This window comes from Ruegeria sp. G2 (assembly GCF_056533505.1).
In genome coordinates, this window is the sequence record NZ_JBQFON010000011.1 from 22680 (window position 1) to 36533 (window position 13854).

The following is a 13854-nucleotide window of genomic DNA, read 5'->3' on the forward strand; positions in this document are numbered from 1 at the left end:
AGGGTTTACTCCAGATCCCAGGCGCGGATCCAGATCACGGCATCCTGGCTCAGCTCTTTACCTTCATGCTCGGTTTTCGGACCAGAGCCCAAAGCGGCGAAACCCCAGTAACCGGCTTTGGGTACACCAAAACTGAAATAGCCATTCTCGTCCGAAATCGCTACCAGCGCACCACCTGGCAGCGGTGACACCGTCGGTGCAGCGGCGCCCGTGCCTTTGAGGTCAGGGGCGGCGGCGATGTATTCGATCTCAATCTCGACCCCTGCAACTGGTTTGCCATCGCTCAGCACGCGACCCGTGAAAGTTGAGCCAGCAATGATGTTGTAGGGCTTGTTAAGCGGCAGGATTTCTGTTGCCAGACCTTGCGGCTGATCCCAGTCGGTGGGCAGTTCATTTCGGTTCAGATAGGCCTTGGTGATCTGCTGGATATAAATATCCTCAGATTCTTCGTAGTAAGGCGCAGGAACGGTCACCACCACATAGTCGCCCGAACGCTTCACCGGGACCGAGCCTTTGAACGCCTTGGCGCTGTTGTCTGGGCCGTCAAATGTGGTTTCTTCCAATGTGTCCAGCAGATCGGTTTTATTGCCGCTGTGGATCACATAGAATTCTTCCGGTTTTTCAAGCGTCATCACATGACCAGCTTCAAACGGGTGCCAGAATATCAGCTTTACCGGCACATCACCGGGTCGCTCGATCATCGTGTTTTCTGTGTATTCCATTAGGAAATGAGCGCTCGCAAACGCAGGCATCACTGCAGCAGCTGCTGCTGCCAAAAGCAATTTCTTCAAAACTCAGTCCTTCTCAGGTCGCGCCTTCCCCGGCACATATTTGGTTTTGACTTGGGGAAGGCCCGCGTCCGTTCGTCGACCGAGACAAACGGATAAGGCGCACACCCCGTCGCCGACAATGAGCACCCTTTCCGAGGGCGCGTGTTCGGCAGGTCTCCTGACTTGCGGGTCAAAGCGCTATGCTGGCCTTCCCGGGATATCCCAGTGGCATTGTCAGCCGCGCTCGCCGCTTACAGTTGCGGGGGCAGTTGCAGATTTGGCGCGAAGAGCACCGCACTACATTCCCTATTGCTTCCAGGGGAATCCCCCGGAACCGAACATGGCGTGTTCATGCCAGAACATGCAAAGCACGGTCAACAATCGTTTCCGTCACTAAGCGGGCCATTTGCGAAATTAGAGTACCCACATTCGCTCGACCAGCATCGGATCGATCCTGACAGCTTCTTCACAGCCGTATTACAGCCATCTTATCTTGCGTCATGTCATGCATGGTGTAGCCGATACCGCCGGTGTTGTACCCTGATTGACGGCGACCCGCGAATGGCATCCAGTCGACCCGAAAAGCAGTATGATCGTTCACCATGACGGCCGTGGCGTCCAAATACCGCACGGCATGCATTGCTGTATCCAGGGATTTGGTAAAGACCGACGCCTGAAATGCAAAAGGAAGAGCGTTTGCAGCTTCGTATGCAGCACTAAGATCATCATATTCATAAACACAAACGACCGGCCCGAAGATTTCGGAGGTGGACACGCTCGCATCAGCGGGTGGGTTTAGAAGGACAGTCGGAGCATAGGTCGTTCGGCCCAGCCGTTTACCCCCTGTCATTACGCGGGCACCTCCCGCAACCGCTTCGTCTACCCATTGTTCTACTCGATCAACTTCACCCGGACGGATCAGTGGCCCACATTCCACGCTGGCGTCACGGGCATCACCCACCTTCAGCGCTGAGGCGGCTTCTGCCAACTTTCGAGCGACCGTTTCCGCCATCCCTGATGGAGCAAAAACACGCTGAACCGAGACACAAACTTGACCGGAATGATAAAATCCACCCTTGGTCAACAAGGGAATCATGGCATCAATGTCGGCTGTCTCATCGATGATAACTGGCGCCGCTCCGCCGTGCTCCAACGCGCATCGCGTCCCCGGCGCCAGCTTCGAGCGCAGCATCCAACCGACACGTGCCGATCCGATGAAAGAAAAGAATCCGACACGCGCGTCCGTGATCATCCGTTCAGCTACATCATTTTGGCAAATCGTCAGATGGCACCACTCCTTTGGTAGGCCAGCCTCGTACAGGATGTCGACAAATGCTTCGCATGACAGTGGTGTATCAAGTGCCGGTTTGACGAGGACCGGGCATCCAGTGGCCACAGCCGGCGCCACCTGATGTACGATCAAGTTCAACGGATGGTTAAACGCGCTTGCGGCAACCACTACGCCGATAGGTTCACGCTGTGTAAAGGCAATCCGACCCGATCCTGCCGCCGTCAGATCCATCGGTATTTCCCGACCCGCCATCTGACCGATCTCATGGATACACAGCTCGACACCATCAATGGCACGCGTCACTTCGATGCGCGCGTCAATCAAGGGTTTGCCACCTTCGCTGGCGATTAGCATCGCAAGGTCTTCCGCGCGGCCGGACATGATCCGAGCTGTATTCTTCAGAACCTCAATCCGCCTGTAAGCAGGCAACCAAGTGCCTCGATCACGGTGCAGACCGTGTGCCACATTCAACATGACATTGATATCGTTCCAGCTTTTAACCTCGACACTACCGATTTTCTCAAGATCAAACGGGTTCAGAACTTCAACAACATTACTCATATCAGACAGACCTTCGCCGCAAGCTCATCAATGAGAACGCGTTGGTTTTCACTGTAATCGACCGGCAAGTCGATCAGATGCACACCACCTGCTTCAAACGCTTTTTCAAAGGTAGGCACCAGATCTTCTGTCCTTTCGACCCGATGACCCGTAGCACCATAGCTGTTAGCGTATTGCACAAAATCAGGATTCTTAAATTCCAATCCCCAATCATCAAACCCCGCATGCGACTGCTTCCAACGGATCATTCCGTACGAGCTGTCATTCAGAACAGTAACAACAAGATTGAGGCCAAGACGAACGGCGGTTTCAATCTCCTGGCTGTTCATCATGAACCCTCCGTCACCGCAAATGGCCATAACCCTACGCTCAGGATATAGCTTCGCTGCCATCATGGCCGAAGGTAAGCCTGCCCCCATGGTCGCAAGCGCGTTGTCCAGCAGAACCGTGTTGGGTTGATAGGCCTGGTAGTTTCTGGCGTACCAAATTTTGTAGATACCGTTGTCCAAAGCGATGATATCGCAGTCCCCCATGACTTTACGTGTGTCAGCTACAAACCGCTGGGGGATGACCGGAAAACGCGGATCATCAGCGCCTTCTGATGTGTGTAGATCGGTCTCGTTTTTGACCCGCTGGAAGTAACTTCGGTCAAATTCCAAAGGTCCTTGCAGGAACTCACCCAATTTGGAGATGGATTGCGCCAGATCACCAACCACTTCAACTTGAGGGAAATAAACTTGATCAACCTGCGCGGCCTTGTAGTTAACATGGATCACTTTGGTGCCGCCCTCTTCCATAAAGAACGGTGGTTTTTCCACAACATCGTGACCCACATTGATGATCAGATCAGCGCGTTCGATGGCGCAGTGCAGATAATCACCATCCGACAGAGCGGCTGTGCCCAAAAACAGTTCGGACCGCTCATCCACGACACCCTTACCCATCTGAGTATTGAAAAATGGGATCTGGGTATCGTTCACGAACTTGCTCAATGCGCTGCGGGCGTGTTTTCGGTTCGCCCCGGCCCCCAAAAGCAAAAGCGGCATCCTGGCAGCACGGATCATCTCAGCCGCTTCGGTCAGAACTGCATCACCGGCCACGGCATAGTGACGCTGATGCGGTTCAAGAACATGCTCAGAAGTCTCTTCGGCTGCAATGTCTTCCGGAAGTTCCAACAAAACCGCGCCGGGGCGCTCCTCTTGCGCGACACGAAAGGCTTCGCGGATCAATGAGGGTATTGTGTTGCCGTGTACGATCTGTTTGGACATTTTGCAGATCGGATCGAATAGCCCAACAATATCGACAATCTGAAACTGGCCCTGTTTCGACTTCTTGATTGGTTTCTGCCCCGTGATCATGATCAGCGGCATACCACCCAGATGAGCATAGGCCGCTGGTGTAGCAAAGTTCGTTGCCCCCGGCCCCAGCGTCGCCATGCAGACTCCGGCCTTACCCGTCAGACGACCGTAGGTCGCAGCCATGAATGCCGCGCCCTGTTCGTGACGCGTTAGAACCAACTCTATTTTTGAGGTTCTTAGAGATTCCAGAACATCCAGGTTCTCTTCTCCCGGAACAGCAAAGATGTACTCAACACCCTCCGCCTCAAGCGCTGCGACCAGCAGATCAGAAGCTTTGTTAATTGGCGATACGATTTGGTCATTATTAGACATGTAATCTCCTGATTTCACGACAGATCGGTGAGCTTGGGGTGGCCACGAAACTAAATGTACCACCATTTTGAATGAGGTTCAGGTCCATCGATTAACCACCTGCTTGCAATCGCTGTCGCTTGGGAAAAAGCTTGTCCTCGGAATTGGGTTCCACGCTTATCGACCGACAATCGCAGCTGAGTGGCCTTTCGCTCCCTGCTCCACTGTCAGCAATGGGTAATGCGCAAAATGAACCGCACCAATGGGGCGCAAATCACGCGTCGACCCGAGCGGAACAGTTGAAGTAGCATTTTCGTAGGCGCACCCAATCCCTGACTGCTCTGACCAATTGAGGGGCGTTTCCGCACGATCCTGAACAAAGAAATATTGCCAAAATAACCCGCAAAAACGCTCAAAAACGTGACAACACCGGGCAACCACGGGAAAATTAAGCCTCATGGCCCTGTCGAATTGGGTGATTAACCCGACGTGCATCACAACGACCCATAGAACCGCGAGACAAAAGAGAGAACTGGATTGCTGCAACATGTTTGTTTGGCTCGTTCTTGGTTCGACTTAGGCCCAGCCTAGGTGTGCTGCAATCAAGTCGATGGCTAAATATTCAAACTAGATTGGAACTGGAACGGCCATAATCCAGCACAGGGCTCATCACGTATTGGTGAAGTGATATCAACGCGGTAACAAAATGAGTGCGGGGACAGAACAGCCGTAATCCGTCAGTCTCGAAACGCCCTGTCCTTTACGCGGATGACTGGCTTCGTCAGATACTCCAGCACTGTTTTTGGTTCGGACAGCATATCAACTTGAGCAACCATTCCCGGTATCACGTCCAGATTCTGCCCATTCGCGTCCGTCAACGCTCCACTCAGCCGTATCGCCACGACATAAACCGGCGTATCTCCATCCGGGGCAAGTACCGTATCCGCGCCGATGCGCGTTACCCGCCCGTCCAGGGCACCATAGCGTGAAGCGTCATATGCCGTAATACGCACCTTTACCTCCAGATCAGATCGAATAAAGGTAATGTCATCCGGCGCGACAAAGGCCTCGACTGTGACGGTTTCGGCAAACGGTACGTTTCAACTACGGTCTGACCCTGCTGTACCACTCCGCCCAAAGTCGAAATCAAAACCTGATTGACAATGCTGCGCGTCGGTGCGCGAATTTCGGCACATGCGAGACGGGTCTGAAAGGCTGGAATACGGGTTTCAGGCGAAACCAGTTTGTGAGCCTCGCCATCTGAAATGGTCCACCGCTATGTTTAAGAAATAGAGGACCAAGAATGGCAAACAAGCGACCGAAGCCGGAAGAGATTATCTAAACCGGCCAGAAATGATGTTCTCCTTCAGAGTCCCTGAGAACGGCCAGCAATCCTGCAACACAGCGCCAATATTGCGGGTCTTATCCGCCGGATCCACGGCACGCGCATCCAGACCATCCTGCATGACCGCCCCGGTATCAGGTTCATACAAATCCAAGATCAAGCGCGCCAGAGTGCTTTCCCAGACTCAATCGGGCCCTATATCGCGACTTTTTCGCCCGGTTTGATCGCTAAATCGATATCCTTAAGAATCGAACCCAACGCGTCATCGTAAGCAAAACTGACACCCTTGAAGTCAATCTGACCTTCGATCCTGCGCCGAGACAAATAGCGTCGGCCAGGCTGACGCTCGACCTATTGCACCATAATCGCAACGATCTGGTGATAAACCACGCGCGCTTGGTTCAGACGCGTCAGTACCTGCGCCAACTGGGACAGAGGTGACAAGGTTTTGCCCGTCAAGATCACGCAAGCGATCAGTGCTCCCATGGAGATCACCCCGTCCCGGATCAGGAACACACCGAAAAACACAATCGTGACCTGCGTGATCTGTTGAACCAGAAAGGTAAGGCTCACCGTTCCCTATGACAGCAAACGCGTCCTGCCGGAACTATCTGCCTGCGCGCGTACCGTCTCCTCCCAGCGAGCGCGCATGACCGGTTCGGCACCGGTCGTCTTGAGCGTTTCCATCCCCGTCAGCGTTTCCATCAGAACTGATTGTTTGGTCTGACTATCAAAACTAGATTCACGCGCATATCGGCTGAGGAATGGGTGCGCCAAAAGCCCCGATAGCAACTAATCGGCACAGCAATTGCCGAAACCAGCGCGAGAGTACCGCCGATGGCCCAGATCACACCGATAAATACAAATAGGAAGGGTAAATCGACCAAAGCAACCAGAGAGGCTGAGGTGAAAAAGTCACGTACCACCTCAAAGTCCCGCAGGATCGAGCCCATTCGCCCATTCTGACCCTACGTGACTTCATCTTGAGCGTCATCAACTGATTGAACAGCCGTTCGGCGATCTTCCTATCCGCCCGTTTCCCTGCTGTGTCAATGAAACGCGACCGCAGATTTTGGATAAGAAAGCCAAAACAGCAACACAAAGCCCACACCAGCAACCAAGGCCAATGGACTGTCGACCGCTTCATTCGGCAGAATGCGATCATAGACAACCATCGTGAACGGAGAGGTCGCCAGTCCAAGTACGCTGGTTACCACGGCGGCCAAAACCAATGCCCTGTGGCGCTGAACGGTCCTCCTCCGAGCGGTGCGCAGAACCCCGCGCGCTTTGCTCGGGCGTGGATCCTGTCGCCGCCAAACCTGCAGCTCGGATGATCCAGTACTGGCATTAATCACTAGGAATCGATCCTTATCCTCTCTATCCAGCACTACAATAGGGGAGCCCTCGGCATCAAAGGCCAGAACCACAAAAAGGATCGGATCAAGCTTCAACAACCGCGCCTTGCCGAAATCCGCCCTGTAACCCGCCACCTCCAACGCACTTACAGCGTCTTCGACGGCATAAGCGTCAGGCTTGCTCTTAAAAACCCGAAACAGATCTGTCTCGGACAGACCATGGCCTAGATGTTCCGTTAATAGCCGGAGATGATTGATCAGCGGGTCGGAGGTGGCTGAATTCATCGGGACTGTCACAAGGTCGGATCGGTAGGCTGAGCGACACCCAAAGCGTCCAGGATGTCACCGGTGACCGCCAGCACAGCATATTCGGCGCGACGCGCTTGCGCTTCAAGTTGAATTACCCGCACCTGCGCAAGGTTCAGTTCGCGCAATGCATCCAATATCTGAACCAATGTGCTGCGCCCAATATTAAACTGACCCCGTGCAGCATCTAGCGCCTGCTCATTGATCTCGACCGCGCGTCGGGCTGTCGCTAGCCGCCGTTGGATTGAATTGGTCTCTTCCAGCGCCCGAGACAGATTACGCTGCAACTCGCGGCGCAACTCCTCTTCATCGGCTTGGCTTTGTTGAAGATTCGCGCGCGCCGTTTTCACGTTGGCCCGTGAGGAACCACCTTGGTAAATCGGAACTGTCACGCCCAATCGAGCCTGCGCCCCATCGTCAATGAACCCCTGATCGAAATCAGTCTCAAGGATCGCGGACAGGGTCGGCCGAGTCGCCCGTTCCGCAACGATAACTTCTTGCTGGCGCACCTGGCTAACGGCAACCTGAGTCCGTAAACGTGGGCTGCGCTCAACCATCTCATGCGCCGAAGACCCAGCCAAAGCCGGGGCCGGTGGGATCGTCGGAATAACACCGGGACGGGTCCCAAATACTTCTACCCAGTTTGCGGTTGCCAGTTCCACTTCTGTCTGCGCTTGTGCCAGTTCTGTCTCGGCATTTGACCTGCGCCCTTGCCCGGCCAGCAGATTTGCAACAGATCCAGCCCCCGCATCAAAGCGTGACTGGAGGTCGTCAACCAATATATCCGTGCGGTCCAGATTCTGCCGAGCCTGCTGTTCGAGGCGACGATTGCGGTCCAGATTGACTATGGTTTCTATGGCTTCGAAACTTAATGCGTTCAGCTCTGACAACTCACTTAACCAAGTCTGCCGGGCTTCGATCTGGCGCAATCCGACGCGACTGTTGACTTTGCCCCCATCATATATGATCTGGCTCAACCGCAGGATTGGAACCGGATCACCGCCAGACGTCAAAGACGTTTCGGCCTCTATCTGCGGCAAAAATGCCCCCTGCTCTGCGTCGATTCGAGACTTCGATGCCAGAACGTTCGCGGTGCCTGCGGCTGTCGTGGGTGAAGTAGCGACCGAAGTTCGTACCAGCTCGGCAAAATCGGTATGTGCAACGCTTCCCTTCAGATTGTTCCTACCTGATGCGGGTACTTCCACGGGTTTTGCAGTCGGATCAAAGGACTGAGTCCCCTGAATATCTTCAGTGCAACCAGCCAAAACTATCGTGGTTATCAAAACCGACAACCAAGCCTTCATGATGCCAATGCTCCTGGTATTAATTATGCGCCAGACAACAAATCATCGGTCAATATTCTTAACAAAGTGCTATTCAAAGTTCTCGTTAAAAGGGTATTTTGACGGACAAACAACCTTATGCTTTGCACGCATATTTAGATTAAAGCGTGACAACAACTGCGCACGTGCCGCCCCTAATGCACCATCTGCACGCAGCCAAAGACCGCTTCCTTCGACCTGCAATGCATTGTCGATTGCATCGGCCAGTTCTACATCCGTGATCGCAATGCCCAGCCAGATATCATCAATTCAAGCTTCAAATCACGGTTGACGTCATCTACCTGCGCCACAATCGACCTGTCGAAACCGCCACCCGCATCCAGAAAATCGGTGCTCGAGCCCAGTATGAACCTTTGACTCTTTTCTAAGTCGATACCGATCCCAATAAACGCAGGCTAACCTTAGTAGCTGTAGACGCCTTCAAAAAGCAAAATACGATCGCCCGGATCGGTCAAAACTGAATTGTTTGTTGCACGGGGCACCATAATGTTCGGAGCTCGCAACTCATAATTCGCCTCAAGCACGGCGCCAAATTCCGATCCCAGATTGTCTGTACGATAAGATAATATCACAAGTTTTGGCTCGGCGCGGAACAACGCCTGATACAGGGCAGATTCTTCGCCTGCAGATTTCGTGTTGTTGACAGCTTGTGCATCAAGCCAGAGGCGCGGCTCCATGCGACGACTGGGAATCATGCCAATGCCGTCAAAATAGGTGTCCTCTTGCGCAAGTAGTTCTTCTGCTCGCTGAATAAGCGCAAATTGGTCACGGTTATCGTGGGCCAAATATTGAACATTTCGCAGCGTGCTCAGCACAGCAACAATTACCAGAATGCCAATAACACGCGAATACCACATTTCTGATCGCAGCATCAATCGGACGACGGCGTCGGCACAATAGAAAGCCAGAAACGGCAGCACCATGACGAAAACGTACGGCCATGTTTGATTATGAAAAAAGACCAATGCAGAAAGCACTAACGTAAAGGTAAAATATACCCGTGCAGCACTATCACATTTGGCAAATCGAGAGGCCGCAACAAAAAGCCCAAATATCACCAAACCATATTGCAGAGAATTTCGCTTTAGCGTTTGCCAGACGAACGCATCAAGTCCTTCGTAATAACTGCCCCCGTTGAACGCGAGTTCCGCTGGCCCAAAGAAAAGCACGGCAAGAACCTGTGGCATCGCGGCGCCCCCTAACAGGACTCCGTAAACTGCTATTGCGGCTGCCCACCCCAGTAAGAGCATTACCCCACGCTTCACCGCTCGGGCGACTGAGCGCATGATGAGCGCATCAATAGTCAATGCGGCCCCCAACGCAAAATTGAAGTAGATTGATTTTTGGGTCGTTACAAATGCAAGCCCACTTAGCAAACCAGCAATCAGAAGAGGCTTGGCGCGGTCAGTTCCAGACCGAATGACGACCAGAATTGCCATAATCGCAAATAGCGTGGCAAGCGGTTCTGAACGCAAGCGGAATCCGCGTTCGATGAAATTACTAAAGCTCAGCAAGAGTGCAACGGCTAACAAAGCCGTAACACGTTCCGCCCCCAAAGACCTGGCGCATAGGTAGACACACCAAGCGATGGCGAATGCCAGGCAGGCTGTCGTCAATCGGCCTGCTATCAGCATTGAGGTGGCATCCCATCCGATCAGATGAGAGAATTCATAGAACAGAGCATATCCGACCGCCTTTTTCGGCCAGATCGTCTCGAACGTTCCGTCGAACAGATAAACGGGTTGGGTAAAATGCCAAAACTCATCCATTACAAAACGAGTATTGACCGCCAGCACAACGAGAAACGCAATCTTTAATAAAATAAAGGCTTTAAGTGCAAACGATAACCGTTCAGCGCGGTTCAGGTTTTGTGGTAAGATCTTTGTGCGCACCGTCATTCTGTGCACTCTCACATAAAACGCTGCTGGCTTGTTTCACCGCGCGTGATCTCAATATCTGCCACTGGATTTAACCAACCTCTCACGCGATGTGAAAAACAATCCAATTCAAAAAAAACACGGTGCCGCGATATCAAAGCAAACTCCGCGTCTGCCTCAAATGCGCAATCTATAGGCGCTCTGAATGGACTCATCTCATGTTCCTCTTTTCAGCGCTAGCTTAAGCCGGGGCACGAGCCTGTTCACGATCTGTGAGCGGGTGAGAAACTCGCGCCATTCAAGCGGTCCAAGTGAGATTATTGCCTTTAACGCTGAACCACATCCACGCAATCTGCGATGGTGCAGGCTGGCCAAACAAATGTTAAAAGCATTGGCCGTATCAGCGCGTTTACGGGCAATCTTTCTGAGATCGTCTGGCAAATGCACAAGATGCCGTTCCATTGGGATCTTCAATTGTCGCTTGAACGATTGCAGGTCTCGCGACCCGGTCATGGTCTGGGAAGCTGCATGAATACGAAACGATGCGGCGCAGGTGGGATCCCAAGCCAATCCATTCTGTGCGAGGCTCAACCAAAGGTCCCAGTCGGCAGTATACCAAAGGTCTTCATCAAGACCGCCCTTTCGCATTGCCGCATCCCGCCTGAACATGACGGCAGGCAACGCAACGGTATTTTGAACAATCAAGTACGAAAGCGCCTCTTCGAATGAAAGAACGCGCTGAGCACCTCCGAACGGAGGACACATATGGCCGACCGTATTGCCCTTAAGATCAATAAGATTCGCACCATGAACCCATATATCGACATTCGGGTATCGTGAGGACATTTCTTTCAGCAATGCCGCACGACCAGGCGACCAGATATCATCCTGATGCAACATTGTGATAAGGGATGAAACTGCTTCTCGCAGTCCAAGATTTGTGTTCTCGGTCCACGATTTTGCATCAGGATTGTCGATGATCCGGATTGGAAGACGTGACCGCGCAGCCTCGAGAAGTTCGCGGCTATTATCCGTTGAACCTTGATTGACGGCGACAATCTCAAGCCCTTCGCATTGACCATCTAGCGACGACAGTGCAGCGTCCAGAGTGTCCCCGCCATTATAGATTGGCATAATTACGGTAAGCCATGTCTGCGTCATGGGGTACAGCACCATTGAGTATGTATTCCGATCATGAAGGCAATCGTGATCAGCGAAGACTCTGGTCTCAAAGGATTATCTGTCGCAACTGATGTTGCGATTGGGCGACCTAGCTGTCGGGAATTATGCGCGTATATCAACCTAGGTCATCTCCTCCACTTCAGGCGGTGTGAGCAGCAATTTCTAAAGCCGGCTCCATCTGATCGCCTGTGGCGCTAGTTGCTGCCGCTCTTCGAACAGGGCTCTTTTTGCCAAGTCAGATCTGATGCGATTGGGTTTATCATTCTTTTTTACTCTCTTGCGCTAGGAATTCCAAAACAAGAACAGATTGTTTCCGATTCATCAGGCTATTGTGGCTAGATTGGGGCATCACGCGTACTGATTTGTGGTTCTCCCAAATGACCAAATAGGCCGCGATAGTTTGATCCACATCAGTGAGTAAAAAACCAATTGGACAACTACTCAGTCCAGAGATCCCAGCATGATAGGGAATTGGTGCTTTGAACCCACCTGACAAAATACGGAATTTTCACGATCAAAGATCCTGATGCCGCCCAAATCCCGCTGCCGCAAGGAAGGGGTAGCACAACAAGAATCCGCTGACGGTTACGATCCTCAAAGATACCGCAGCTTCGGCCGCAGTCGCCGCGTCAATGCCCTGAAGGAATAGAGCGCTAGCCCATGTCACTTCAGTCACTCCCAATCCTGCAGGTAAAAACGGGATCGACGAAACGAGTAATATCAAAGGGAAGGCGACGAAAAGCGGCATGGGATCGAGCCCCGGCAAAAACATCACCATCAGACCAACATTCAAACCCGCTATCAGCACATACCTCAAAAGGCTCAACCCCATAAGTTTATGTAGCACCACAGATCTTTGGTCAGCAGCTTGGTTCAAACCATCGGCGAGCGACGTCAAAGCCGCGCCCTCTCCTATCATCACACGAACTTGATGAACCACCATTGCACTCCCACGCAGGACAGGCTTTAGCGCAGCGACAACAACCCCGAGAAGTACGATCAAAGAGAATGTTGCAAAAGCCGCACCCAACGCAACAAACACAAGGCCGGCCAATACCGCAATTCCCAGCGTCAAAAGCTCTAACGATTGCTCGAATAGTGAGGTACCCGCAGCGGCGCGTGCGCGAATGCCGCTTTTGCTCGCGACCCACGCGCGGACAATCGGGACGCTAATCTGTATCGAAATTATCTGCCCCAAAAGCGCACCGGTCGCCGTTGCGGAGGTGGCCGTTCCCAAGGATATTGTCTGAATATCCAATGTTTCTGAAAGCACGATCCGCCACTTCATTGCCGCGGCCACAACAATGGTGCTTTGCGTCAACATAATCAGCGCGTAAATGGGCCAGGGTACGCCGCCCAGTACCTGAGAAATACCCGACAGAGTTGCTCCACTTTTTTGTATGAGCACAACCAGCAGCGCCAATCCTGCAATGAGCCCTGCCAGGGTCCAACGAAGGCGTTTATTGCGAGTTAGTGTTTTTGTCCCATCAGACAAAGCAATTAACCCCGTATATCAGGTTAATGTCCGGAAATGCGGCCCGCATGGGCCACCACTTGGTACGGCGTTCTGGGAAATGAAACTTAATAATCTGATGCAGGTTATAGATCGCATTTACATGCTCGACTGACATGTAATAATCGTAAGGCAGGCCCGCTGCATAACCGCGTTTTCGCGGCCCTAACGTTCGCCCAATCCTCCACGCAAGTCCGGGGTCACACGGGAGGATCAGCGATAGTACCCCGCCCGGACGGATAACGCGAACCCACTCCTCCAACGCACTTACCGGATCAGGAATGTGCTCCAAAACATGGGTCGCGATCACGCGATCAATACTATCGTCTTCAAATTGCAGCCTGGCACCTGAAAGCTGCTTGATCTCGACGCGTGGGTCCCAACTACGCTTGGTTAACCAATCGATTACTTTTGGATCATGGTCGGAAGCGATGTATCGCTCGAAACCATGTTGAACGCAGCCGAAATGTGCCATCGTACCAACGCCAAGCTCAAGAACCGTCCCGTAGTGATCATCAAGGCCGGCATTTTTCTCAACCAAGTTATGCGTCGAACGTAAAATACGCGCACTTAAGCTTGAGCCGTAATTTGAGGCGTCATAGTTCGCCAGCCAATTTTCTTCATAGTTCGACCAATCCGGTTTCTCTACAAAGTTTTTCATC

General features: G+C 52.6%; 12 protein-coding genes, 1 pseudogene and 1 riboswitch. All 13 genes and pseudogenes read right to left on the bottom strand.

From position 1 onward, the window contains the following. Window positions 1–5: 5 nt before the first annotated feature. Entirely contained in the window at window positions 6–791 is a 786-nt protein-coding gene (locus ACR0DU_RS18035) for a DUF4198 domain-containing protein (protein WP_480876354.1), read from the bottom strand. 130 nt (window positions 792–921) lie between these two features. Further along, a riboswitch (cobalamin riboswitch) is annotated at window positions 922–1124 on the bottom strand. Window positions 1125–1236: 112 nt separating this feature from the next. Beyond that, complete coding sequence (locus ACR0DU_RS18040; protein WP_319544457.1) at window positions 1237–2622, bottom strand: aldehyde dehydrogenase family protein; 1386 nt, start codon at window positions 2620–2622, stop codon at window positions 1237–1239. Further along, window positions 2619–4292 (bottom strand): acetolactate synthase large subunit, encoded by a 1674-nt coding sequence (locus tag ACR0DU_RS18045; protein WP_480876356.1) that lies wholly within the window; start codon window positions 4290–4292, stop codon window positions 2619–2621. The genes ACR0DU_RS18040 and ACR0DU_RS18045 overlap by 4 nt, the downstream gene beginning before the upstream one ends. 716 nt (window positions 4293–5008) lie before the next feature. Then, a pseudogene (locus ACR0DU_RS18050) lies at window positions 5009–5335 on the bottom strand (beta-barrel domain-containing protein); the annotation flags it as partial. 270 nt (window positions 5336–5605) lie between these two features. Next, entirely contained in the window at window positions 5606–5776 is a 171-nt protein-coding gene (locus tag ACR0DU_RS18055; protein ID WP_010443461.1) for a P-loop NTPase family protein, read from the bottom strand. A gap of 191 nt (window positions 5777–5967) precedes the next feature. Then, window positions 5968–6189 (bottom strand): hypothetical protein, encoded by a 222-nt coding sequence (locus ACR0DU_RS18060; RefSeq protein WP_480876358.1) that lies wholly within the window; start codon window positions 6187–6189, stop codon window positions 5968–5970. A 131-nt stretch (window positions 6190–6320) separates the two neighbouring features. Next, window positions 6321–6569, bottom strand: a complete 249-nt coding sequence (locus tag ACR0DU_RS18065) for a hypothetical protein (RefSeq protein WP_480876360.1) — start codon at window positions 6567–6569, stop codon at window positions 6321–6323. 96 nt (window positions 6570–6665) lie between these two features. Continuing rightward, the gene (locus ACR0DU_RS18070) at window positions 6666–7256 is read right to left on the bottom strand and encodes a hypothetical protein (RefSeq protein ID WP_480876362.1); all 591 of its coding nucleotides are present in this window, start codon (window positions 7254–7256) and stop codon (window positions 6666–6668) included. Window positions 7257–7264: 8 nt separating this feature from the next. Further along, the gene (locus ACR0DU_RS18075) at window positions 7265–8581 is read right to left on the bottom strand and encodes a TolC family protein (protein ID WP_170781986.1); all 1317 of its coding nucleotides are present in this window, start codon (window positions 8579–8581) and stop codon (window positions 7265–7267) included. 440 nt (window positions 8582–9021) lie between these two features. Beyond that, window positions 9022–10518 carry a DUF7056 domain-containing protein gene (locus ACR0DU_RS18080; protein WP_480876364.1) on the bottom strand — a complete coding sequence of 499 codons (1497 nt, stop codon included), beginning with the start codon at window positions 10516–10518 and terminating at the stop codon, window positions 9022–9024. Between the two features lie 195 nt (window positions 10519–10713). Beyond that, complete coding sequence (locus ACR0DU_RS18085) at window positions 10714–11658, bottom strand: glycosyltransferase family 2 protein (RefSeq protein ID WP_480876366.1); 945 nt, start codon at window positions 11656–11658, stop codon at window positions 10714–10716. Between the two features lie 535 nt (window positions 11659–12193). Further along, entirely contained in the window at window positions 12194–13174 is a 981-nt protein-coding gene (locus ACR0DU_RS18090; RefSeq protein WP_480876368.1) for a lysylphosphatidylglycerol synthase domain-containing protein, read from the bottom strand. Continuing rightward, window positions 13167–13853, bottom strand: a complete 687-nt coding sequence (locus ACR0DU_RS18095) for a class I SAM-dependent methyltransferase (protein WP_480876370.1) — start codon at window positions 13851–13853, stop codon at window positions 13167–13169. The genes ACR0DU_RS18090 and ACR0DU_RS18095 overlap by 8 nt, the downstream gene beginning before the upstream one ends. Between the last annotated feature and the right edge of the window lies 1 nt (window position 13854).